Raw genomic sequence first — 24,066 nt, 5'->3', positions numbered from 1 at the left:
GCAAGGTTAAATTTTTGTATCTTTGCGGTAAACAAATACACATCATGGTTAAAGAAGAGCGTTTGCAGCTGATACTGGAACATTTAACCCGCGACAACCGTGTGCAGCTGGGTGAAATGAGCCGTTTGCTGAATGTATCTGAAGATACCGTACGACGCGACATTAAGGAACTCGATATACAAGGCCTGCTAAAAGCCGTGCGTGGCGGCGCCATAGCCACCAGTACTATACCGCAGCACTACCGCGACCGGGAGAAATTTGACATTTCCCTGAAAAAACGCATCGCCGAAAAAGCCATACCTTTTATAAAGAACGGACAAACAATATTTATGGACGGAGGTACATCGGTACTCGCAGTGGCGCAAATGATGCCGAAAGATCTGAAGGTTACTGTGGTAACAAACAGTTTCCCTGTGGCTGACGTACTGGAAGACCACCCGAATGCAGAAGTGATTTTTGCCGGGGGAAGGCTTTACAAGACCGCTTTTACTACCATAGGCCAGCAGGCTATAGATACGGTGCGGAATGTGCGTGCTAATATCTACTTTTTTGGGGTGAGCAGCATACACACCATAGGCCTTACCGCACGAAGCTACGAGGATAGCCTTGTAAAACGTAATATGGTAGAAAACGCTGCGCAGATCATTGCGCTAAGCACCTTGCAAAAAATAGACACTGCCGAAGCGTTCTTTGTATGCCCAATAACCAAAGTAGATACCCTGGTTACCGAAGCCGAACCGGATGATGAAAAGCTGCAACCCTACCGCGACCTGGGGCTGAATGTGGTGTGATTTCCCATCACTGCTGATATTTTATTAGATTGCTTCGTAGTACTCCCTCACAAAGATTTATAGTGTGGACTAACGTTATTTTGTGAACTTTCCAGCTTTCCAAAGGAAAGCCTTGGTGTTCGTGTTAAGTATAATTTGGGGCTTTTGTGGATTTTGTGAAAAACTTTGTGGCCCTTGTGGTAGAAAATTTCTCGCAAAGGCGCCAAGCCGCAAAGGTGTGTACACACGATAGGAGACATATAACGTAAATCCTAACACGAGATTTTTCTACTCCACGCGTTTGGCTCAAAATGGAAACAAAAAAAACAGGCCATTCCCGTACGGGAACGACCTGTTTACCAACCTAAAAAATAAGAAAAACCTTTAATTTTTATAAGCCCTGCTTACTGTTTTACAACACGTAGTGTAGCTGTAGCACCTTTATCAGACGTTACTTTTACAAGATACGTACCCGCAGTAAGGGCAGAAAGGTTCAGCGTGGTACTGGCACCATTTGCAGACTGCACCAATACCTGCTGACCCAATATGTTATGAACCGATACATTAGCTATTGAAGTACCTGCGCTTACCGTAACAGCGTTACCCGCAGGGTTAGGATATGCTTTAAGGCCGGCAAGGCCAAAGCTATCAGTACCTGCTACCTGTGTTACAGTTACAGCCAGGTAAGTACTTGCACAGTTGTTTACTTCCTGAGAAACATAATACGTCATGCCGTCTACAAGAGCAGTTGTGCTCTCTATGGCCACATACACGTCTTCATCAAAAACATACCATTGTACATCGGCTCCTACAGCAATACCTATCATAAGGTCGGCTACGGTTTCACCGGCTGTAAAAGTTTGCGTAGCGGCACCTGTAGGGGCATCCGGTATTGCGCTCACCATTACATCAACAGCAGTTGTAGCACTTTCGCAGTTATTAAGCGTTTGGGTAGCATAGTAAGTACCTGTGCTAAGCGCAGCAGTAGGTGCCAGTGCTGTACCTCCCTGTGTAGCATACCATTTTACGGCAGTACCTATAGCACTTAGTTCCGATACGGTAGCCGAACCACAAAATGATTGTGCAGCCGCACCCGGTGCAGCGGTAGTATTTATAGTAACGCTTACTGCTAACCTTTGGCTAGAGCAGTCACCTTGTGTTTGGCCTACATAGTAAGTACCGCCATTAGTAAGTACAGTGGTAGATTCCAGTGCAAAAGGCTCGGTTTCGGCACCATACCATATAACGGTAGCACCGGCCTGTCCTGTAGCGGTAAGATCGGCCACGGTAGCAGCATTACAAAATGCCTGTGTGGTAGCCGCTGTAGGCACCGGAACACTAGTAACGGTTACCGCTACCTGTGTACGCGCGCTTTCGCAGGCGCTAAGTGTTTGAGATACGTAGTAGTTACCACTGCTTAGTGCAGTTGTAGAAGCAAGTGCAGTACCTCCTGTTGAGTTAGTATACCAGCTAAAGCTGGCACCGCTACCGCCTGTAGCTGCAAGGCTGGCTACTGTAGCACCCGAGCAGAACGACTGTGCCACTGCTGTAGGAGCATCTGGCGGCATACAGCTAAACGACTGGTTTATTTTGTAACCCCTGTTACCACTACCGTGGTTGCTTAGCGTATAGCTGGCACTGCTGCCCTTAGCCCATGCAAAGTCAATATCAGTATTACTGTATACAAAAGTGTAATCACCTGTACCACCTGTAAATGCCCTTGTGGCCACTATAGTACGGGTGCTTCCGCTTACTGTATTGCTGGTTACTGTCCAGTCGTTAGTATCGGTTATAGGGGTGGCGCCTTCACCATTCATATGGCAGTCTACAAGAGTGGTTCCGTTGTAGTACACCATATCCATACCGGTAGCCATACCCTGGGTATTGGTAAATGAACCAAACTGTAGCGCTATCCAGCGGTCCTGAGGCCCGGTAAGGGTAAGCGTAGCAGTTGATGTGTCGTTGTTCAGGTCCACCTTAGCGGTCATTCCCGTAGTAAGCGTAACCGACCCCGTGGTTTTGCTCTGGGCAAAAGCACCGGTTGTTGACAGCGCAACAATTGCGGCGAGTAGCGTTTTTTTCATAAGCGTTTTTTACTTTTTAAATAGTTTAATGATTTCTTCGTTTTTGCTGAAAGCTGCATGATCGTACACGCTATGCCCCTCGTTGTCCTTAGCCGTAGGGTCAGCCTTGTACTGCAATAGCAGCTTTATCAGTTCTATGTTTTCAAACTGCACAGCATATACCAGTGGGGTTACCCCTGCCGGATCGGCAATATTGGGGTTAGCTTTATGCTCCAGCAGCAGTTTGGCAAGCTTTACATTTCCTTTTACTACAGCTGCAGCCAGTGCAGTACCGTTTGATGTATTTACATTAACATCCTTTACGCTGCCTATAAGATATTCTGCCACGGGCACATTACCGCGGTAACAGGCCAAAAGCAGCGGAGTATACCCCATAGGGCTTACCGCATTTATGGTATCCTTGTTTTTTTGAACCAGTATTTTCATTTGGTCTACGGTGCCGCTACGGGCAGTATCAAAAACATCTTTGCCCTGTGCCAGGCACATAGCCGGCACTATTACAGTAACCAGGAGAATTAAAAGCTTTTCCATATGCTGTTATTTATTAAGTTGAAATGTGTAACTAACTTTTATTTTATCAGCAATTTTTTTACTTACCAACGAAGGAATTTCAATATCAAAATCGGCCGGAACCACCTCAAAAGCACCGGTAATAACTAGTGTGTTTCCTTGGCGGGTAATCTTAGCCGAATCAGTTATGTGCTTGGTTTTTCCATGCAGGGTAAGGTCGCCGGTTATGGTATAGTTTTTACCGTCGGCAGTAACCTTGCTAACATCAAATCCTTCAATCTTACCTTTAAAAGTGGCCTTAGGGTACTTGTCGCTCTCCACATAGTTTTCGTTAAAGTGCTCCTCCATAAGTGCCACCTTAAAGCGAAACCCTTTCATAAGTGCCAGTACGGCAATGTCGCCGGTTTCGCCCACCACAACAGCCGATGCGGTTTTGTTTTCGGCAGCAACCTCCTCAAACGAAGGCATGCTGGCTTCAAACTTTATATTACCTGTTTTTGTAGTATACTTTTGGGCATACAGTGCTGTAACCATCATAAAGGCAAACAGCAGTAGTGTGTTCTTTTTCATAAGCATTTCTCCCATATTTTAGTTTTCAAGTAATCCGTCGGTGTTCCATTGCAGGATAACATCAATCTTCGATTGCGCCATACGCCCGGTTTGAGGCATAAGGCCATCTTCCCCATTTTGCAGCTGTATACGGCTTAGCAAATCAGTAGTTTGTACTGCCGTTTTTACCTCATCATAGTTTGTAAGCGGCAAATACGACGCTGCTCCACCATCGGCGTGGCAACTGATGCAGTTGTTGTCAATAATGGTTTTTACGTGCGCGTCGTAGGTAACATTACCTACTATTACCGTATCATCCTGTATGTCTTCGTACGTATGCGATTCGCAACTCGCAAAAGCAGCCGCAGCAACAAGTATAAAAAGTGTGTATTTTTTCATGTCGTTAGTTCCTTAAAATTAAAATACCCTGTACAGGTTAAACCCAAAAAAGAAATCGCCTTTACCCCAGTCGCCGGCAGCATTAGTAAGGTAGCCGCTTTCGGTCATGGCCTGCGAGTTAGTAAACACCAACTGGAAAACGTGGCCTCCTGTTTCTATATCAAGCCCCACAGACAGCGGATTCTTGTAATAATCAGGCTTATCAAAGTTGTAACCATACTCCAGGTTTAACGACATACGGCGGGTAAGCTTCATGCGTCCGCCCGCTGCAACAGATACCTGGTTTTCATTTTCCAGTACTGCATCGTGCAGGTTACGGTGAATGAATGACGGCACTACTTCCAGCGAAAGCACATCGCATACCTTGCGCGATACTATAAGCTGCTGTACATAGGTAAGCCTGTCGGTAAATTGTAATTTAGGGTAATCGTCTTTTTCAAGGAACGAGTTAATATCTACTGTACTGTAACCCACTACGTCTACCGGAAAATCCTTGCTTTGGCGTGCCAGCCTGTACTTGGCCGATCCTTCGTATACCTTAAGCATGGTATGGCGCGAAAAACCCAGCGAAAGCCAGTTTGTAACACCATAAATACCACCCAGCTTGGTAGTGGCATTATCCAGCCCGAAGAAGGTATCAAAACCATTCTTTACGGTACCAAAACGGTGCGACACCACCATGTACCACTCATTAGCGGCAGGCATTTTAGTAGATTGCAGTGTAACTACCTGAAGCCCTTTAAAAGCGGCGGTAGCGTAAGTGTCCTGCACCTGGGTAGAGTCGAGCTGGTTAAGCAGGTCATCCTGTGCATGGGCAAAAAGTGTGCATGCAAAGCATGCGGCAAATAATAGTTTTCTCATTTTATAAGGCGTCGTTTAAAATACACTGGTCCAGTTTAACCTCCCCAAAAAGCTCGTCGTAGCCTATGCATCGGCCCTTAACGGTTATTTCCCTGCCTTCGGGTTGTTTTGTTTTTTCTCCAAAACTGCAAAACACTCTTCCATTCAGCGTTACTATAGAGTCTTCAACCGCGGTAACTATACCGGTAATGGCTATGGTTTTGTTCAGGTACTTGGCATCGGCTTTTTGCTGGCCCGACTGGTATTCCGTAGAAATGGCCTCAGCCGAAACCGTATAAGCAGGAGCCTCCGTACTTACATTGCGCCCGCCTTTGTACATCCAGGCATACACCACAGCAGCGCCCACCAGGATAATAACAACTACAGCCCCCACGATAATGCGCACGCTCTTTTTCATATTTGCAGATTTAGGTAATTAATGCAACTAAAGTAATTATTGACCCGAAACCCCACGCGCGTATAGGGATATAGGTGTGTTACGGGTTAGAATTTGCAGGGTTTGGGTTAGAATTTGATTTTTGAGGAAAGTAGGGTAAAAAATAGGGGAGCTCACTACATAATAAACTACAAATCAAATTAATAATTCCGTAAATTTGATGCAATAACCAATTCACTTTAAAAACCACCAATATTCTGAAAATATCCAGGATTAACTCCCAGTAGTGCATTGCCATAACTGCATTTGTACCATGAAAACAATAATTTTACTTATACTAATTTCTACTAAACTTTTTAGCCAGGACTTAAATTACCTGAAGTCCCAGGATACCTTGTATATCGTGTTGAAAAGAGTTAATTCAGGTGTTGTATGCCATAAATATCCGAAAATGGATATAGAGATGTCTGGCAACGTGTACCTTAATGAATACAAGTTTGTTGAACATGAGAAATTTAAGCGATTTGTGTCTGCTGAAATCTATGACAGTATTCCCGGAGGCAAGCTAAACCCTAATAATATTACTGTAACCAGGAAAAAATTTTTAAGGAAGAACAAGAAAAGAATTATGACAGAGGATTTCATTAGCCGGTTTAGTCCCAAAGAACTTTTTTTTGGGTATTTAGGTGTTACTACCACAAAAACTCATAAAGTTATATATATAATAGACGAGGAGAGCCTTAAGAGGAAAGATAAGCATATCGTTTTGCGAAAGGCTACCGTACTGGGATGGACATATACTCAGATATAAGCCTAAATACAGAATTAATACAAGCAGCCTTCGGGCTGCTTTGGTTTTTTTATAACAACCACTAAAAATAAGCCCTTAGCTGCACACTCCCTGTATGTATGGTTTTGCTGGTTTCACTTTTACGGCCCTGGTAACTTATGTTCATATCCAGGAAACGGGTAAGGCTTTTTTGTAATAACAGGCGCCACGTAAGGTTTTGCCCGGCAGTAAGCCCCTGTAGCATTTGGTAACCCGCAGCGGTGGTTTGTTCACCCGTAAAATCATTTTTGTACAGTGAAAACTCGCCGTTCGTGGTAAAACTACCCTGTGGTGACGCGTAGCTAAACGAAGTACCTATACGTTTCTGGTCCAGCTGCTCCATACCGGTTATGGTGTTCTTGCGGTTTTGGTATTCAAAAAAGATATCCAGGCTGGCATTTTTAGAGAAGATGTACGACAGCTTGGGTGCCAACTGGTAACTATCTATGTCGTAGTTTTTACTTTCGTAATTTTCGGCAGCCGAGGTGTTATTACTCTCCTGTACAGACAAGGATGCCAGCCATGTTTTTTGTATCAGGTGTGCGTACTGTAGCTGGTGGGTTTGCAGCTTGCCGTCCTGCGAGCCAACCGACAGCAGGCTGCGGCTGCGGCTGTTCAGGTAGGTGTAGGTAACCGAATGATCCTGCTTGCCCCGGTTATAAAAAACACTGTTGCGCAGCGAACTGCTCAGCCCCAGCAGGTTTTCATCGGACGAGGAAAACGGGTTAAGGTCGAAGCCATTACCCGAACGCTCTATCTTCCGGTCAATGATATACGATGCCTGGTCGTAAAAATACGACAGCAGCTTTTTAAAGCCGGTTTCGTTTTGCCATTGCACCGGGTTAAAGGTAACCGACTGCGAAAACTTGTTTTGGTGGGTGCCTATATACACCTGGCTGGGCAGGTACACCCGCACGTATATGGCCAGGTCTGAATACGGAGCCACTTCAAACTCCTGTAGCTGCTGTATGCCGTCGCCGTTATAATCATTCCACATGTATACCCCCTGCCCTGGTGCCACCTCTACATAGGTAAATTCCTGCTGGGCTATGGTACCCGAAGCCGTTTCGTAAGCCGTGGTAACCTGCAGCAGCTGCCCCCAGTAACGGTCGTTGTACAACAGGCGCGAGTTTAGCGATGGCTGGTCTTCATACGCCGGGTCGGTAAACTTCAGTTTGCGGTAGTTTACAAAAACGGTAAGGTCGCTCTTATCGGTTTTCAGCAGGCGCGATTTCAGGTAGTACGACCGCGATGTGTTTACACGTTTTAGCAGCCCCTCTACAAGGCTGTCGTTTGCACGTTGCAGGTAACCCAGTTCCACATATACCTTGGTACTGTCGCCACGACCTATAAAGGCACCGTATTCGGTAAAGCGTTGGCTAAGGGTACTGTAAGCACCTGTTTCCTTCAGCTTTTCCTCGTTGTTTTCGGCACGGAAACTGCTGCCTGCCCAGTTTTTCCCAAAATGGTATTTGGCCAAAGCCTCATTCCGCACAAAAGACGACGTGCTGTAATTACCATCACTTTTCAGCATGCTGCCCGTGTTTTGCACATACAGCTTTTTAAAGGTCATTTGTCCGTTTAATACGTGCCTTGTACCGCTAAACCCGCTACCAAAATCGAGCTTTTCGGCCTGGTAGGTTAGTTGTCCGTTTTTAGGCAGCCTCAGCGTGGTACCTGCCACCAGGTAACTCTGGTTAAAATCGGTAGTCACCACATTGGTAAGGTTCCAGTCGCGGCTAAATTCTATATTAAACAGTCGCTCTATGGTGCGGAAATCCTTTTGCACAAACTGATAATTTGCAAAGGCATCGAGCATCCATTTTTCCTGTGTAAAAATGCGTTGCTTGGCATTCAGCCGCAGGGCAGTACCCTGGTTGTTATTATCGTCTATGGGCGAATACAGGTTCAGGTCGTTGTTACTGATGCCTGCCTCAAAATCGATTAGCGTTTTTTCACCGGGATTGTACTTACCCATTACGGTAGCTATCTGAATTTTGGCAGGGGCAGTAAGCTTTATTACAGGCTCATAACTACCCTGCGGCACACCCGCTATAGGTGCCACATATTCGTATATCCTGCTTACCGATGCTGTAGCCGAAACTACATAGTTCCCCAGCCCCGTGCCTACATTGGTAAAAGTAACATTGTACAACTCGTCGTCGGGGTTATTGCTGTATACGTATACTTCTATACCGTCTATGGTTTCTTTTTTATAGAGCACCTTGTTTTCGCTGTACGTATCTACATACCCCGACGGCGCCACCATAAGGCTGCTGTCGTCGCCTGCACCCTGTAAAACAGCTACCTGTTCGGCAGTAAGGCTTTGTTGCTGCGGCTGGTTTTTCATATCGCTTTCGCTGTACACGTAGGTGCCTATGCTCCAGTCTTCCTCGTCGTGGGTAACACCACCGTAAGTTACAAAGCGCGAAAAATTCTGGTTGCTGTACTGGTATTCCACATTAATACGCATTTCGCTGGTAATAGGAAACAGGGAAGTAAACGTAACCTCGCCCGCATTGTAGTCTATAACATAGTCGTTGCTTTCGCCGCGTTCCAGCAGCACACCGTTTACATACACCCGCTCCGAACCCGATATAACCAGCACGTAGAGTTCGCCGTTGTTACCCGTTAACTTGTACGGACCCTGGTTGCCCTCGGTACCGGTAAAGGTGCTGCGCGCGTACTGCCCGCGTACCAGAGCGGCTGCAGCTGTTATGGTTGTTTTGTGTTCGGGAGTACCCAATACTACTGTAGTATTAAGCCCCTGCACTTTTTTGCTGAAATTAAGGAACTTCGATTGTCGGTTTTCCAAAAAGAGGTCGCCCGCGCGTACCGCCCACTTATCGCTGAACATTTCTATGAATATCTGATCGAACTCATCTAGCTTTTGCGAATAGCCACCATCCTGTATGGGGATGTTAGTGTCCTGTATACTGGCGCGCAGGCTCACCTTGTCTGACAGCTTTCCTGTAATTTGCAGGTCGAGATTCGAGTTTACCACAGCATTCTGGTTGTTACCCACGGTAATGCCGCGCGTAATGCTACCCGAAGTATTAAGCCCGCTCAGTGGTTTCAGTATGTTATTTGTACCCTGGTCAAAACTGTAACGCTGGCCCGCAACGGCATCATTTGGCACCACACGGCTGCGGTCGTACAGCGAGTACTTTTTGGTAAGGAAATCAGGATATGCCAGGTAGCCCATTTGCAGGCTGTCGGCAGGTGTATAGCCATTTTTAAAGACCACAATGGCTTTGGCAAAATCTACGCTGTATAATGTGCTGTCTATTTCTTTACCGGCGGCGTCTTTAAGGGAGAATTGCCCGGGGTTTACCGACACGCTGTCTATATGTATGGTGTCGTGTACGGGGAGTACTCGGCGTGTTTTATAAGGCGTGTTTACCTGCTGGGCATGCACAGCGGCAGCACAGAACAGCAGTAACCATAAAACCGCGTTTTTTAGCATCTTAACCCTATAAACCCAAAAAGTACAAAAATAGTGTGTTTTAGGGGAATGGTTGTTGGTTATCGGTTGTTAGTTATTGGCAGCTTTACCGATACATTTGAGGCGAAATCTTAAAAAGAAGGGAAGTTAAATTAACACTTACCGAATACTATCCTCTTTTCTTCCAGCTTTTAGGCGAGCGCGATGTATGAAAAACACCAATTACTATAATCATTTCGGCTGTTTCAATATAGTGTATACCAAAGGGGAAACGCTTAATAAAAACAATTTTTACATTTTTATACCTACTTTGAAAAGCCTCAGGGTTCCGGATTATCTCACTAACAGCCACCTCAAGGCAGAGTTCAAAATCAAAAGACAGTCCGGTTCGTTGCTCTTCATACCATAGTATAGCCTCTTCAACATCCTTTACAGCATCATCTGTAAAACGCAAACCGGCCACTATCGTATCTGTTTTATCCTGTCTTTTACCTCCTGCCAGCTGTATAGCGGGGTATTGCCCTCTTCAAGTTTTTTAAGTCGGACATCTATTTCGTAAGCAGTTTCCTCAGGTATGGCAAGGTTTTCCTTTGCAACACTGTCCCAAAGGTCTTCTGCCATCAATATCTTTTCGGCATCACTATACTTATTGAGGTCTTTTGTATTCATTGTCCCTGCTACTTTTCTATAAAGATATTAATAAAACCCAAAAAGTACAAAAATAGTGTGTTTTAGGGGAATGGTTGTTGGTTATCGGTTGTTAGTTGTTGGTAGCTGGAAGCTTCACTCAGATGGATAAGTTTTTCGATTTAGCCGGTTTTCGAGATTTTTTTTACCATAATAGATACAAACGATGTTCCGGTTGATAGCTAACTCCTGATAGCCGATCGCTCACAGCTATTCATTAATCTTTAGTATATTGCAGTATTAAAACTAATAACCACACCATGAAACTTACCGAAAAAATACTGGGCTTTATTATACTTATTGGTTTAACCCTAAAAGTGTTCTATATACCCGGAGCTAATATGCTCCTTGTAGCCGGAACTTTTTTACTGGCTAATTTCTACCTGGTATTCTCATTTTTGCTGCTTAATAATGTACCGTTGACTAAAATGGCGAGTAAAGGTGCCTTTGCGCATACTAATTCGGCACACATAATAGGCAGTATTATTACCGGCTTCACATTGATGTTGGCCATTATTGGCATTACCTTCAGGATAATGCACTGGCCGGGTTCGCTTCCCATGCTTCTTGCCAGTGTACCACCGTCACTAATAATAGCCCTGATTTGTTTTGCCAAACTAAGAGGCTACGCCCGTACCTTTTATATAGGCATACTCATACGCCTGGCTATTTTTGGCATACCAGCGCTCATATTTACAGTTCTTGGCTTTGCCGGCTATGGTGAAGGAATAAGAGGTTAAAAAACCAAACGGATGACTCGCAGGTTTTACATCATCAAACCTATACATAATAAATAAGAAAATCCCCTCGTGAAAGGGGATTGCCTAAACCTGATGGTTAGTTGTTCTTAGAATACTTGGTCGATTAACTGTTGCTAAATTATGTTACTCCATATCATTAAAAAATACCTATATGTAGGTATTTTTCATTTTTTTACAATTATGTTTTTGCAACAAAAAAACAACTCTAAAAATCACAATATCAATATTTTAACATTTGAGATGTTAATTTTAGCAAACAAAAACTTACAAAAACTAAAAATCAAATTCTGCGCGACTACCCATATTTTTCTTTTTAAGTCTTAAAATCACATACACCAAACTACCCGAAATAATCAGCTTAGTGGTTCAAAGAAAAGCCACAACAAACAAGGATGCATAAGCATACAATGGTTGCACCAAGCTAAAAGTCTCGAACCTATTTGTATGTCTATAGCTACATACAGTAGGTAATTACAACTACTTTATATTCCTTAAAAAATCAAGGGTTTCCTTAAGCAGGGCATCACGGTCTTCTATATGCACCATATGCCCATCGGGGTAAGTAATAAGTTTTACAGCAGTACCTTCAATTTGCGGGGCATGTTCGGCATAGACAAGGCTTTGGTCTTTTAGGCCTAAAACCAGCAGTACAGGGTAGGGCGCAAAGTGTAGCAACACCTCACGGTCTTTACGCACCTTCATACCTTCAAGCGCCGCCACTATACCCTGTACAGGAGTTTTCACAGCTTCATCACGCAGGTTTTCTATTTCCGGGGCAAATTTTTCACGGTTCTCTTCGCTAAACAGGTTGGCTATACTCATCCGCACAAAAGCAGTAGCATTTTGTTTTACGGCAGCAATGGCCCGATCGCGATTGGCCTTGCGTTCATCGCTATCGGCAAGCGAGGTACTGTTTTGCAGGATAATGCCTTTTACCATATCGGGGTACAGTTCGGCGAAAGCCAAAGCCACATAACCGCCCATACTATGCCCCATAAACACAGCCTTGCGTATGCGCAGCTCATGCAGTACAGCCTGTGCGGCATCGGCCTGGTCTTCCATGGTGTGCACATAACCCAGGCAGCCGGTAGCACCGTGGCCCAGCAGATCCAGCGTTATTACACGGTGTTTTTTGGCAAGCTCAGCCACAAAAAAATTCCACATCCCCTGGTTTTCAAGAAAACCATGCAGCAGTACTACAGCAGTGCCTTTGCCGGTATCGGTATAGCTTATGGAGATGTTTTTGTAAGTGAGCTGTTTCAAGTCTGAAGGATTTTAAGTGCTGCAAAATTACTAAAAATGGTGTTTATGAGCTTAGGATTTAGAAAGGTTTAAGAAATTTATCCGGTTTGTATAAAGAGTAAAAATCCCTATTTTTGGAAAACCAAAAAACAGACATGAAGATAATTTCGTATAACGTAAACGGCATCCGCGCCGCATACACCAAGGGGTTTATAGACTGGCTTAAACAGGCCAACCCCGATATTATTTGCCTACAGGAAACCAAAGCTAACGTAGACCAGGTAGAAGTAAACCTTATAGAAGAAGCAGGCTACCCCTACCACTACTGGTTTAGCGCACAGAAAAAAGGCTACAGCGGTGTGGCCATTTTCAGTAAACATAAGCCAAACAATGTAGTATACGGCACCGGCATAGAGCACATGGATTTTGAAGGGCGCAACCTAAGGCTGGATTTTGACACCTTCAGTGTCATGAGCCTGTATCTGCCCAGCGGCACTAACATAGACCGCCTGAGCCATAAGTTTAAATACATGGACGATTTTCAGGAATACATAAATCAGCTGAAACTGGAGCACCCTAACCTGGTAATTTGTGGCGATTATAACATTTGCCACGAAGCCATAGACATACACGACCCTATACGAAATGCCAAGGTTTCGGGCTTCCTTCCGGAAGAAAGGGCGTGGCTCGATGCGTTTATTAAAAACGGCTTTGTAGACAGTTTCCGTCATTTTAATAAAGAACCACACCACTACAGCTGGTGGAGCTACCGTGCCAATGCCCGCAACAATAACAAAGGGTGGCGCATTGATTATGCGCTGGTTACAGAACCCATGCGCGAACGCCTTACCCGCGCAGTGATTTTGCCCGAGGCAAAACATAGCGACCACTGCCCGGTATTAGTAGAATTTGACTAATAAAATTACCATTTTTGTAAAAAATCAGCGTATATTTAGCGCGACCACTAAAATAGTTACACGATGAGGATTAAAATGATTTCGGTTGCAGTACTGGCCCTGGCGCTTACTACTACAAGCTGCGTTTCTAAAAAAGTTTACAAAGACCTTGAAAATAAATACGCGGACCTGAAAAAGGAAAACCGCGATATGGCCGACCAGAATGCGGCACTTACCAAAGAAAAGAACGAGCTGGACCTGAAGGCGAAAGACCTGGAAAGCAAACTGGCCAAAACCACTGAGGACCGCGATAAAAATGCTACCGAACTGGCTGCCACCAAAAAGAGCCTTGATGCCCTTAAGGCAAGCTATGCTGCACTGGAAAAAGACAGCAACAGTGCACTGGAAAGCAACATGAAAAAGAACCGCGAGTTACTGGCACAGCTGGAAGCTAAGGAAAAAGCCCTTGCGGCAGAGCAGGAACGCCTGCTAAAACTAAAAACCGAACTACAGGAGCGCAGCGCCCGTGTAGACGAACTTGAAGGAAAAATGAATGCCCAACAGGCAAGCATGGCTGCCCTTAAGGACAAGCTGAGCAAAGCGCTGAATAGTTTCCAGGGGAAAGGCCTTACCGTAGAGCATAAAAACGGCAAGGTATACGTAAGTATGGAAAACAAGCTGCTTTTTGGCTCAGGGTCATGGACTGTAGGCACAGACGGACGTAAGGCTGTTGAGGAAGTAGCAAAAGTACTTGCTGATAACCCGGATATATCTGTACTGATAGAAGGACATACTGATAATGTACCGTATAGCGGCAACGCTCAAATTAGCGATAACTGGGATCTGAGTACCAAGCGCGCTACGGCTATTGTAAACATTATACGCGAAAACAAAAACGTAGATCCTAAAAACCTTACGGCTGCTGGTCGTGGGGAGTTTGCACCAATAGCACCAAACGACACCGCCGAAGGCAAGAGCAAAAACCGCCGTATAGAAATCATCCTTACACCCAAGCTGGATGAGCTAAACAAACTGCTGAACGAAATTTAATAAGTACTGTATAGTATTTTTTTGAGTAACCCCGTACTACAACTGTGCGGGGTTTTTTATTAGCAAAATCAGGCTACCCATCTCAGTTGTGATGAGTGATGCACTTAAAAACACCTCATCCAATCACAATATTGCAAAAAAATGTTACATTTAGCCTTTAAAAAAATAAAATTCGTAATTTTATTACGTATATCTTTGCACCTATAAACAACACTGCCTAATGCCTAAAATTCTGATTATCGGTGCCTGTGGGCAAATTGGTACCGAACTGACGAAACAACTACGCGCCGAATACGGTACTGATAATGTTATCGCTTCGGATGTGCGCAAAACTGACCCTGAGTTTGTAGCTTCGGGACCGTTTGAAGTGGTAAACGCTCTTGACTTTAACCAGATAGAGCATACCATAGAAAAGTACGGCGTAGACGAGGTATATCTTATGGCAGCCCTGCTTAGCGCTACAGCCGAAAAGAACCCTGCCTTTGCATGGGATCTTAACATGAACTCCCTGTTTCATGTACTAAACCTGGCTAAAGCCGGCAAGATTAAAAAAATCTTCTGGCCAAGTAGTATTGCAGTGTTTGGCCCTACTACACCTAAACAAAACACCCCTCAGTATACCGTTATGGAGCCCAGCACCGTATACGGCATAAGCAAGCAAAGCGGTGAGCGCTGGTGCGAATACTACCATAACATTTATGGTGTAGATGTACGCAGTATACGTTACCCCGGCCTTATAAGCTGGAGTACGCCTCCGGGGGGTGGTACTACTGATTATGCTGTAGATATATACCACAAGGCATTGGAAAATGGTGAATACACCTGTTTCCTAAGCGAGGAAACCCGCCTGCCCATGATGTACATGGACGATGCCATACGCGCTACTATAGAAATAATGAAGGCTCCTGCCGAAAACATAAAAATACGCAGCAGCTACAACCTGGCCGCTATGGACTTTACCCCGAAAGAAATAACCGAAGCCATACAGCAGGAGTTACCGGAGTTTACCATAAGCTACGAGCCCGACTTTAGGCAAAAGATTGCCGACAGCTGGCCACAAAGCATTGATGATACTTGTGCCCGTACCGACTGGGGCTGGAAGCATGAGTTTGACCTTGCTACCATGACTACCGATATGCTGGTACACCTGAGAGAATTGAAACACAATGACTAAACTACGCATAAACTAACACACTTCTTTAACTATTAAACCCGGACGAAAGCCCGGGTTTTTTATTAGCCCACCCGTACACAAAAATTACCAAAAAATTATTACACCCATAACGGCACTGCACTATCTTTGTAGTGGATTAGGGTGTGTATAAAATACGACCTTGATTTTCCGAATAACCACCCGAGGGCTTTGCCCGAACAGACGCAGTAAATTAACGTATAACCGAATCACCTGAAAAAAAATGATAATATATAACGTTACCAGCGCCATAGACCCATCAGTACACGAAAAGTGGCTGCAATACATGATGGACAAGCACGTGCCTGAAATAATGGCAACAGGCAAGTTTAGCAAAATAAAGATTGTAAAGGTACTGGGCGATGAGCATCATCATGGCGGGGCTACCTACTCAGTACAATATACTGCTGACAGCCGTGAGAAACTTGATGAATATTATCGTGACCACTCGCCCGCCTTCCGTGCCGAAATGAAACAACTTTTTGGCGAAAGCATACTACAGTTCCGTACTGAGCTGGAAATAATCCAGGAGTTTTTGTCTGTATAAAAATATAAAGTGCCCTACAGGGTTATTCCCCATAAACAGCGATATTTGCAGCATGGATAAAGTAAAAGCCAAAAAGCACCTGGGGCAGCACTTTCTGAAAGACGAAAGCATAGCCCGCGACATTGCCGACTCGCTAACCCTGCAGGGCTACAGCAAAGTACTGGAAATAGGCCCCGGCATGGGTGTACTTACAAAGTATCTTTTGGAAAAAGACATAGAAACCTTTGTTATAGAAATCGATACCGAATCGGTAGAGTACCTGCATGCGCACTACCCTAAGCTGCACGGCCACATTATCAGCGAGGATTTCCTGAAATACAATATTACCACTACCATGGGCGACAGCCCGTTTGCTATTATAGGGAATTATCCATACAATATTTCGTCGCAAATTGTGTTCCGTGCGCTGGAAATGCGCGACAGGATACCGGAGTTTTCGGGTATGTTCCAAAAAGAGGTAGCCGAACGTATTTGTGAAAAGAAAGGCAGCAAAACCTACGGCATACTATCGGTACTGGTGCAGGCATTTTATGATGCCGAATACCTGTTTACCGTACCCGAGCACGTATTTAACCCGCCACCAAAAGTAAAGAGCGGGGTGCTGAGGCTCAGGAGGAAAGAAAACTACCACCTGCCGGTAGACGAAAAACTGTTTTTTGCCGTGGTAAAAGCCGGTTTTAACCAGCGCAGAAAAACACTGCGAAACAGCCTGAAAAGCTATATAACCTCTGATAGTTTAAAGGAAGATAGTATCTTTGACCTCCGTCCGGAACAACTTTCGGTGGAACAGTTTATAACCCTTACGCAAAAGATAGCCGCCAATGGAGTTTAAAATCAGCAGGGAGTTTATTACCCAGATAGAACAATATGTAAGCGAAAACCGTGAAAAGGAACTGATAGACCTGTTCCATGAACTTCACTACGCCGATATTGCCGAAATTATGGGCGAACTGGACGATGCTGATGCCATTTACCTGTTCCACATCCTGGATACCGAAAGGACAGCCGAGATACTACTGGAGCTGGATGAAGAAGTGCGCGAAAAAATCCTACGTGGCCTTTCGCCAAAGGAAATTGCCGAGGAGCTGGACGAGCTGAGCACTGATGACGCGGCGGATATCATTGGTGAACTTCCCGCTGATGTAAAGGAGGAGGTAATCTCTGAAATACTCGACGTAGAGCACGCCAAAGACATTGTAGACCTACTGCGCTATGACGAAGATACAGCGGGTGGTCTTATGGGTAAAGAGCTAGTGCAGGTAAACGAAAACTGGAGTGTACTTACCTGTGTAAAAGAAATGCGTGAACAGGCTGCTAATGTGCAGCGTGTGCATTCTATTTATGTGGTAGACGACGAAGGCAGGCTAAAGGGCCGCCTCTCTTTAAAAGACCTGCTGGTAACCAGTACCCGCAGCATGGTTAAAGACGTATATATTCCTAAAGTGGATTTTGTAAAGGTAAGCACCCCCGATGTAGAGGTGGCGCGTATAATGCAGAAGTACGACCTTGAAGCCATACCGGTTACAGACGAACTGGGCAGACTTGTAGGCCGCATTACCATAGACGACGTTGTAGACGTAATTAAGGAAGAAGCCGACAAGGATTACCAGCTGGCAGCGGGTATCTCTCAGGACGTAGAGGCCGATGACAGCATCCTCGATCTTACCCGTGCACGCCTGCCGTGGCTGGTGCTGGCACTACTGGGCGGATTTGTAAGTGTAAAGCTCCTTAACGGATTTAGCGGTGCCATGAACAACCATAAGGAACTATTTTTCTTTACACCCCTAATTGCGGCTATGGCCGGGAATGTGGGCGTACAATCGTCAGCAATTATTGTACAGGGTTTGGCTAATAACAGTATTAGCGGGTCGCTCTGGAACCGCCTTATAAAAGAAGTATTACTTAGTTTACTTAATGGTGCACTGCTGGCAGCCATACTTATTGTGGGCAGCCACGTATTGCTCGACGTAAGCTATGTTGTGGGCATCACAGTAAGTATATCGTTGGTATCGGTTATTGTAATAGCATCACTCATTGGTACGTTTGTACCTATATTGCTTAACCGTGTTGGGTTTGACCCGGCACTTTCTACAGGGCCATTTATTACTACGAGTAATGACATTTGCGGTATCTTAATTTACTTTTCTATTGCCAAAATAATCCTTGGGTTTTAAGCTGCAGTGCTTTCACATCTATTTGTAACACAGAGATACAGAAATAGATTGCGTTCAAAGCTTTTACGCTGCGTCACCTAAACTCCACCTCTATTTTATCGACCTTTTTGTTCTTTATATAAAAGAGCACATAACCCTTATCATCCATGAGGTGTACGGTGTAGTAATAGTTGTCGCCCATGTTGTAAGGAGAAGCGCCCCAGTTACGGTACTCCAGCGAGCAGGGGAAAGCCAACGCAAGTTTTTCCTCGCTGTCTTCCAGTTGTATGCCTCCGGCGGTAAAAACGGCTTTATTTGGGTAATCGGCACCGGGTAGTACCATGGCGGTAAAGTTTTGCAACTTACCTTCAAACTTTATAACGTAATTGTTTATCCAGAAGGTTTTATCTACGACAATCTTCTTTTTATCAAAAATTGAGTCGGTAGACACACGGTCAAACTTCTGCACGTTCTTCTCAAAACCCTTACGGGTATACCCATAAATCCCCTTACCATTTAGCAAGAGTTGCGAAACCGGCAGCGAATCGTTTTGGTGGGTAATAAATTCATCCTTAAAATTACGCTCCGCCAGGAAACACAGCTTTTCAGTAAGCGCCCCGTTTATAAAGTTGCCGGGATCTATGTACTCCATTTCCTCCTCTGGGAAATATATAGAAGCATTACCGGCGGTGGTGTATATGGTATCGCGGAAACGGTTTACCTGCACCACATACATATTAGGCACCTGTAGCCGGGTATCGTAACCTTTTGGCACAAAAGGCATGGATTTAGCCTGCCAGTTTTTCGCTTGTTTTTTAAGGGCCAGTAATGCAAAAGCCAGCGCCTCGTCCTCCTCTTGTGCGCCTTGTATGCGCGCACCTATACGGTCACCTTCCTCCACATAACCTTTAACCGTCATATTGCCCTCGCGGGTAGGGTGTACCATACGTATGGCGGTAACTTTTGTGTAATTATCATAGCTTTGGGCAAGGCATAACAGGGGAAACAACAGTAGGGATAGTAAGAGTTTTTTCATTTCAGGTTTTGGTTTGTGTTACTAAGTAACGGAAAACCAAGCAAAAAACGTATGCAATAGCATTACAATGTTAACAGGTAATCATATAAATCGGTTTTACCGGCAATATCCAGCTTGTATGCTATACGCTCTTTGCGCTTTTTACAGGCTTCGTTAGATATATTAAGCACCAGGGCTATTTCCTTAATGGTTAGGTTCATGTACACATAGGCTATAAACCGCATATCGTTAGACGACAGCAACGGATGCCTGCATTTTAACTTGGCTATAAACCCGGGGTTCACCTCCTCAAAATGCATAATAAAGCTACGCCAGTTGCGCTCTATGCGCAGGTTTTGTTTCAGGAAATCCAGGTGTGCCGTAAGCTTACGGTTGGTCTTCAGGTTTGGTCTTTCCATAAAATACCCCACTATCTGCTCTATATGGCGATTCCTCTCATTAGTGTACAGCAATGTAGCTGATAGTTTGCGGTTTTTCCTTTCCAGGGTTTGTGTCAGCTGTTCCCGCTCACGCTGTATCTCAACTAACTGTTTTTGCAGCTGTATATTTTCTCTTACTGTAGTATGCAGTTTTACCCTGTAGAGCGCTACATTACGCCACGGCAATGCCTTTTTGTACAGCCGGGCTATTACACCTATAACATCCTTTGCAGCCATCTTCATAACGTTTTATATATAAAGGACAATAACGATTAAAAAAACCCGCCGGCACTGTATGCTATTTTTCCGGCGGGTAAACGAAAAACCATCATCAGATAATCAAAACAATTAGCATACTATAGATTACACGCGCTTAAATACTAGCTGAATATCGGCACCGCTTTCATCGGGCAGGTATACATACAACTGGTTGTTCTTAAAGTTGTACTGAAACTCTTTTACACCTTTATCTTCAAAGCTGGCCTCTATGTAGTTCTTGGTTTCCTTTTGTGTAAGGGCAAATTTCCCTGAGCGTTCTGCATATCCCAGCTTAATTTTTACACCATCTTTTGTAAACGTAAAACTGTTACCTGAAAAAGGTGCAAGTTGTTCTTTTACCTGCGCAGCTAAAAGGTTAAGGTCGTCTTCGGTAACTTCCTGCCCCTGCGTAAGGCTTGCATCGAGCAGCAGTACCTTACCGGTATTAATATTATAGTTTATACCGCTAAAGTTAACGGCGTCTACTTTCCACTCGCCTTGTAGTGTGGTGGCTGTAGTAGCCTGGGCAAAAGCTATGGTTGTAGAAAACAATACCGCCACAGCAACGTAAATAAATGATTTCATGATATTTAAATTTTTAATTGTTTGCCCGTTAGTGATAACCAAATGACTTTGTTACATAAAAAATTGAAAAAAATATTTTATGTTTATTGTGTGTAACAAAAAACGTTTTTCTGCACTTACTACCGTTTCATATTTACTTTTATGGATAAAGAGCTCGAAAAATCCTTTCTGGACCAACTGTACGAAAGCCAGACGCTGCTTCATAAAATATGCAGCCTGTACACTAACAACGACGATGCCCACAAAGAACTGTTCCAGGAAATAACGGTACAGTTATGGCGGGCCTACCCAAGCTTTAAGGGAGATTCTAAATTTTCTACATGGGCGTACCGGGTGGGGCTGAATACCGCTATGGCACTGCACCGCAAAACTGCGAAAAGCTACGCGGTATCGTTTGACACCGACAAGCACATTGTACGCGATGAAGACTATAATTATGAAGTAGAAGAATACATAAAGCTGCTGTACCGCGCAATACACGAAAAGCTGAATGATGTAGAGAAGGCTTTGGTATTTATGTACCTGGAAGAAAAAGAATATGAAGAAATAGCCGAAACGCTGGGTATTACCGAAGGCAATGCCCGCCTAAGGCTGATGAGAGTAAAAGACAAACTAAAAAAAATATTAAATCCTTAAAATGCTATGGAGGGATTAGATCTACTAAAACAGGGCTGGAACAACGAAAACAGGTTCCGCAAGATACCGAAAGACGAGCTGTATGATATGGCGCATAAAAAATCGGAATCGGTAATGAAATGGATTTTACTGGTAAGTGTTATAGAATTTTCATTGTGGTTTTTAATACCGTTTTCTTTCAGCAATGACAACTCAGACGAAGGCTCACAGCTTGTAATAAGCCTGGGACTCGATGTTATTTTAGATGCAATAACCTACTTTCACTACGTTGTTATGGTAGGATTTATGGTATTGTTTTACCGTAATTACAAAAAGATACAGCTAAAAGACAGCTCACGTAAACTTATGGGCGACATACTAAGGGTACGTAAAACCATAATGTACTACATTAATGTTACCATCTTCCTGATTATACTAAGATGCATAGTAAGCTTCTGGCTGTACTTTACAAAAGACCCTAAAATGGTAGACCTTTTTGAACGCCTGGACAAGGCCGACAAGCTATGGATAATGGTGCTTATCATTGCTGTAATAGCGCTTATTGTATTTGGGGCTATAGCGCTGCTTGTGTGGGGGTATTTCAAGTTAGTATACGGCCTGCTTATGAAAAAACTGTACCGCAACTACGAAGACCTGAAGAGAAACCTGGGGTAGTTTTCAGTCGCAGTTTACAGGAGGCTATTGAGGATATTTGACAATAAAACCCATAAAAAAATCCCGTAGGCATGTGGCTTACGGGATTCTCTATTTCTATAAACCTGTTGGTTATTCTTTTATAAAACGTACTGCCTGGCTTTCGCTGCCACTGTATACCTTAAGCAGGTATACGCCTTTGGCAAGAGCCGTTACAGGCAGGGTTACAGTAGTAGCATCTGTTTGCTGGCTAAGCTGTTTCTGGCCTAATAGGTTATAAAGTTCTACCTGTGTAATTGTAGTGCCATTAGTAAGCGTTATGGCATCGGTTGCCGGGTTAGGATAACAGCTAAAAGCGGCAAACGTATTGTTGTTTACCCCACTGGTTATGGTGGCATACAGTGCAACTTCGCCTATTACATAACATCCGGTAGCATCGTTTTGCAGGCGGGTGTATACGGTATATTCGGCTGGGCCGGGTACGGTATACGTAGCAGGCAGCGGATTAACACCTGCCTGAGCATCGGCAGCAGTAGCAAAAAAAGATATACTGAAGCCCAATGGCAGTGCCGCAAGTGCCTGTGCCTGTACAGCAGCAAGGTCAAAATCAGCAGTACCCGTAGTGGTTACCGGTGTTGTAAGCGGCGGCAGGGTTATGGCCTGAATGTTTTCATCAGTAATAACAAATTCCAGCGAAAACAACTGTACCCCTACACATGGTGAGTATGGCGATGATATATCTACAGAGTATTCACCCGCCTGGTCTGCACTTAGCATATTGCCGGTAGCACCCTCCACAGGCTCGCCGTTATAGTTCCATTGGTAGGTAAAGCCTTCAACATACGGGATGCTCAGCATAGTACTGCTTCCGTTACACAGCTGGTTTCCGCCTGAAGAGATAATGTTGTAAAACTCTGATTGAAGCGTGCCAATGTCAAAGCTGGCAGAGCTTAAGAATATAGCTGAATCCATAGCCTGATCTAAGTAGTCTGCAATAGCCATTTTTATATGGTACTGATGCCCCGGCACTACATTAGCCTGTGCAGTAATAGGCACCGTGCCGCCACGCATGTTTATGGGTGCGGTAATATTTTCCAGATAATATTCTCCAAAATATTCTGCATTTACAGACGTACAGGCGCTGTTGTAAGCAGTATCCCTTATGGTGGTTACCGATATTGGTGTTGTAGTACCCGGCACTACAGCAAGGTTAGTTACTTCACCGGTTTCAAGATCGGTAAGCAAAAATGCAAATATATCGGCATAATAACACTGGAAAATGCCATATTCATTTGATGCAAATAAAAAGTCAAATGACAACTGCGGTATAAGGGGTACGAAGTCAAACGCTATACTGCTGGTATCATACAGCTGCCCTGTGCTTCCCTGAGCGGCATTAAGTGCTGCAAGGTCAGCATCGCTCCCGGACGAAGGCAAAGGCGAACTAAAAAAATAATTTGTAGGCCCCGGAATATTTTGCAGTAAGCCAGTACTCATAACCAGCCCTGCCTCAAACGGGAAATTACCCTCGCCTGCATAAAACACGCCAACACTCTGCTCCCCCGCTGTATTACCCTGAACAACAATATTACTTATACCTATACATTCGGAGTTCATGAGTAATGTATTTGCAAGGTCTGTATCGGTAAAAGACATATCGTCTATAACCACACTGTTGTTTGCATGTACACACAGTGTAAAGCCCAGTGGCAAAGGAGAAACTATAGGAGAGTCTTCAATATAATACAGCATTATTTTATAGGTTTCACCTATAGTAAGGCCGGAAAGGTTTACAGTGCCCGCATTGCATCCCAGCTGGGTAAGGCCGCCACATTCACCACTAAATACCGCCATACCTATTGCATAGTAATACGGGTCAACACTAACCTGGCAGGTTTCGGCAACGGCAGCAAATTCAAACCATATATCATTATGGTTAGCCGAGCAAACATCATCGGCAACGGGATTAGGTGTTTCGGTACCGTCAAAAACACCCTGGTAGGTTACCGTGCAACTGGAGTCGGCATTAACGGGAATAGAAATAGCACCGGAACAATCATCATTGGCTGGCTGTGCGGCAATAAGACCACAGCCCAGAAGCCCGAAGGCAAGTGAGTAAAACTTTTTCATAGCAAGAATAAATTACAA

Annotated in this window: 25 protein-coding genes; 11 read left to right on the top strand and 14 right to left on the bottom strand. The window is 44.4% G+C overall.

The window, feature by feature from the left end:
- Window positions 1-44 precede the first annotated feature (44 nt).
- Entirely contained in the window at window positions 45-791 is a 747-nt protein-coding gene (locus ACLI1A_RS04020; RefSeq protein WP_411406332.1) for a DeoR/GlpR family DNA-binding transcription regulator, read from the top strand.
- Between the two features lie 383 nt (window positions 792-1,174).
- Here ACLI1A_RS04020 and ACLI1A_RS04015 read toward each other — a convergent pair whose 3' ends face one another.
- From ACLI1A_RS04015 to ACLI1A_RS03990, 6 genes are read right to left on the bottom strand one after another with little or no spacing between them, the layout of a single operon-like run.
- The gene (locus ACLI1A_RS04015; protein WP_411406330.1) at window positions 1,175-2,854 is read right to left on the bottom strand and encodes a T9SS type A sorting domain-containing protein; all 1,680 of its coding nucleotides are present in this window, start codon (window positions 2,852-2,854) and stop codon (window positions 1,175-1,177) included.
- Window positions 2,855-2,863: 9 nt separating this feature from the next.
- A complete protein-coding gene (locus ACLI1A_RS04010) occupies window positions 2,864-3,385 on the bottom strand; it encodes an ankyrin repeat domain-containing protein (protein ID WP_411406328.1) in 522 nt (173 codons plus the stop codon).
- 6 nt (window positions 3,386-3,391) lie between these two features.
- Window positions 3,392-3,934, bottom strand: coding sequence for a YceI family protein (locus tag ACLI1A_RS04005; RefSeq protein WP_411406326.1), 543 nt, complete (start codon window positions 3,932-3,934; stop codon window positions 3,392-3,394).
- 18 nt (window positions 3,935-3,952) lie between these two features.
- Entirely contained in the window at window positions 3,953-4,312 is a 360-nt protein-coding gene (locus tag ACLI1A_RS04000) for a cytochrome c (protein ID WP_411406324.1), read from the bottom strand.
- A gap of 18 nt (window positions 4,313-4,330) precedes the next feature.
- Window positions 4,331-5,173, bottom strand: a complete 843-nt coding sequence (locus ACLI1A_RS03995; RefSeq protein ID WP_411406322.1) for a DUF5777 family beta-barrel protein — start codon at window positions 5,171-5,173, stop codon at window positions 4,331-4,333.
- A gap of 1 nt (window position 5,174) precedes the next feature.
- Window positions 5,175-5,570: an OB-fold protein gene (locus ACLI1A_RS03990; protein ID WP_411406320.1), complete on the bottom strand. Its 396-nt coding sequence runs from the start codon at window positions 5,568-5,570 to the stop codon at window positions 5,175-5,177.
- Window positions 5,571-6,000: 430 nt separating this feature from the next.
- Here ACLI1A_RS03990 and ACLI1A_RS03985 point away from each other — a divergent pair, with 430 nt between their 5' ends.
- A complete protein-coding gene (locus ACLI1A_RS03985) occupies window positions 6,001-6,360 on the top strand; it encodes a hypothetical protein (protein WP_411406318.1) in 360 nt (119 codons plus the stop codon).
- Between the two features lie 61 nt (window positions 6,361-6,421).
- Here the strand turns inward: ACLI1A_RS03985 and ACLI1A_RS03980 are convergent, their stop codons facing one another.
- From ACLI1A_RS03980 to ACLI1A_RS03970, 3 genes are all read right to left on the bottom strand, one after another.
- Complete coding sequence (locus ACLI1A_RS03980) at window positions 6,422-9,844, bottom strand: hypothetical protein (protein ID WP_411406316.1); 3,423 nt, start codon at window positions 9,842-9,844, stop codon at window positions 6,422-6,424.
- 148 nt (window positions 9,845-9,992) lie between these two features.
- Window positions 9,993-10,286, bottom strand: a complete 294-nt coding sequence (locus tag ACLI1A_RS03975; RefSeq protein ID WP_411406314.1) for a type II toxin-antitoxin system RelE/ParE family toxin — start codon at window positions 10,284-10,286, stop codon at window positions 9,993-9,995.
- Complete coding sequence (locus ACLI1A_RS03970; protein WP_411406312.1) at window positions 10,286-10,492, bottom strand: addiction module protein; 207 nt, start codon at window positions 10,490-10,492, stop codon at window positions 10,286-10,288. The genes ACLI1A_RS03975 and ACLI1A_RS03970 overlap by 1 nt, the downstream gene beginning before the upstream one ends.
- A 278-nt stretch (window positions 10,493-10,770) precedes the next feature.
- On the opposite strand from ACLI1A_RS03970, the gene ACLI1A_RS03965 reads away from it, so the two are divergent.
- Window positions 10,771-11,250 (top strand): hypothetical protein, encoded by a 480-nt coding sequence (locus ACLI1A_RS03965; RefSeq protein WP_411406310.1) that lies wholly within the window; start codon window positions 10,771-10,773, stop codon window positions 11,248-11,250.
- 498 nt (window positions 11,251-11,748) lie between these two features.
- Here the strand turns inward: ACLI1A_RS03965 and ACLI1A_RS03960 are convergent, their stop codons facing one another.
- Window positions 11,749-12,534 (bottom strand): alpha/beta fold hydrolase, encoded by a 786-nt coding sequence (locus ACLI1A_RS03960; RefSeq protein WP_411406308.1) that lies wholly within the window; start codon window positions 12,532-12,534, stop codon window positions 11,749-11,751.
- A 134-nt stretch (window positions 12,535-12,668) separates the two neighbouring features.
- Between ACLI1A_RS03960 and ACLI1A_RS03955 the strand changes: the two genes are divergently transcribed.
- From ACLI1A_RS03955 to mgtE, 6 genes are all read left to right on the top strand, one after another.
- A complete protein-coding gene (locus ACLI1A_RS03955; RefSeq protein WP_411406306.1) occupies window positions 12,669-13,430 on the top strand; it encodes an exodeoxyribonuclease III in 762 nt (253 codons plus the stop codon).
- Between the two features lie 63 nt (window positions 13,431-13,493).
- Complete coding sequence (locus tag ACLI1A_RS03950; RefSeq protein ID WP_411406304.1) at window positions 13,494-14,459, top strand: OmpA family protein; 966 nt, start codon at window positions 13,494-13,496, stop codon at window positions 14,457-14,459.
- A gap of 220 nt (window positions 14,460-14,679) precedes the next feature.
- Entirely contained in the window at window positions 14,680-15,633 is a 954-nt protein-coding gene (locus ACLI1A_RS03945) for an L-threonine 3-dehydrogenase (RefSeq protein WP_411406302.1), read from the top strand.
- A gap of 241 nt (window positions 15,634-15,874) precedes the next feature.
- On the top strand, window positions 15,875-16,198 hold the full coding sequence (locus ACLI1A_RS03940) for a DUF4286 family protein (RefSeq protein ID WP_411406300.1): 324 nt from the start codon (window positions 15,875-15,877) through the stop codon (window positions 16,196-16,198).
- Window positions 16,199-16,250: 52 nt separating this feature from the next.
- Window positions 16,251-17,030, top strand: coding sequence for a 16S rRNA (adenine(1518)-N(6)/adenine(1519)-N(6))-dimethyltransferase RsmA (gene rsmA, locus ACLI1A_RS03935; RefSeq protein WP_411406298.1), 780 nt, complete (start codon window positions 16,251-16,253; stop codon window positions 17,028-17,030).
- A complete protein-coding gene (gene mgtE / locus ACLI1A_RS03930; RefSeq protein WP_411406296.1) occupies window positions 17,020-18,372 on the top strand; it encodes a magnesium transporter in 1,353 nt (450 codons plus the stop codon). The genes rsmA and mgtE overlap by 11 nt, the downstream gene beginning before the upstream one ends.
- A gap of 73 nt (window positions 18,373-18,445) precedes the next feature.
- Here the strand turns inward: mgtE and ACLI1A_RS03925 are convergent, their stop codons facing one another.
- The 3 genes from ACLI1A_RS03925 to ACLI1A_RS03915 all read right to left on the bottom strand — a co-directional run bounded on the left by ACLI1A_RS03925 (window position 18,446) and on the right by ACLI1A_RS03915 (window position 20,649).
- A complete protein-coding gene (locus tag ACLI1A_RS03925) occupies window positions 18,446-19,387 on the bottom strand; it encodes a hypothetical protein (protein WP_411406294.1) in 942 nt (313 codons plus the stop codon).
- A gap of 62 nt (window positions 19,388-19,449) precedes the next feature.
- Window positions 19,450-20,043, bottom strand: a complete 594-nt coding sequence (locus tag ACLI1A_RS03920) for a helix-turn-helix transcriptional regulator (protein WP_411406292.1) — start codon at window positions 20,041-20,043, stop codon at window positions 19,450-19,452.
- Between the two features lie 126 nt (window positions 20,044-20,169).
- Complete coding sequence (locus tag ACLI1A_RS03915; RefSeq protein ID WP_411406290.1) at window positions 20,170-20,649, bottom strand: hypothetical protein; 480 nt, start codon at window positions 20,647-20,649, stop codon at window positions 20,170-20,172.
- A gap of 141 nt (window positions 20,650-20,790) precedes the next feature.
- Here ACLI1A_RS03915 and ACLI1A_RS03910 point away from each other — a divergent pair, with 141 nt between their 5' ends.
- Window positions 20,791-21,285 carry an RNA polymerase sigma factor gene (locus ACLI1A_RS03910; protein ID WP_411406288.1) on the top strand — a complete coding sequence of 165 codons (495 nt, stop codon included), beginning with the start codon at window positions 20,791-20,793 and terminating at the stop codon, window positions 21,283-21,285.
- 6 nt (window positions 21,286-21,291) lie between these two features.
- Window positions 21,292-21,939, top strand: coding sequence for a hypothetical protein (locus ACLI1A_RS03905; protein ID WP_411406286.1), 648 nt, complete (start codon window positions 21,292-21,294; stop codon window positions 21,937-21,939).
- A 111-nt stretch (window positions 21,940-22,050) separates the two neighbouring features.
- On the opposite strand, the gene ACLI1A_RS03900 is transcribed toward ACLI1A_RS03905, so the two are convergent.
- Window positions 22,051-24,048, bottom strand: a complete 1,998-nt coding sequence (locus ACLI1A_RS03900; protein WP_411406284.1) for a choice-of-anchor L domain-containing protein — start codon at window positions 24,046-24,048, stop codon at window positions 22,051-22,053.
- Window positions 24,049-24,066: the final 18 nt, after the last annotated feature.

Origin of the sequence: Flavobacterium sp. RHBU_3 (assembly GCF_046613565.1) — a bacterium.
GTDB lineage: Bacteria > Bacteroidota > Bacteroidia > Flavobacteriales > Flavobacteriaceae > Flavobacterium.
This window is presented reverse-complemented; position numbering and strand designations above follow the sequence as displayed.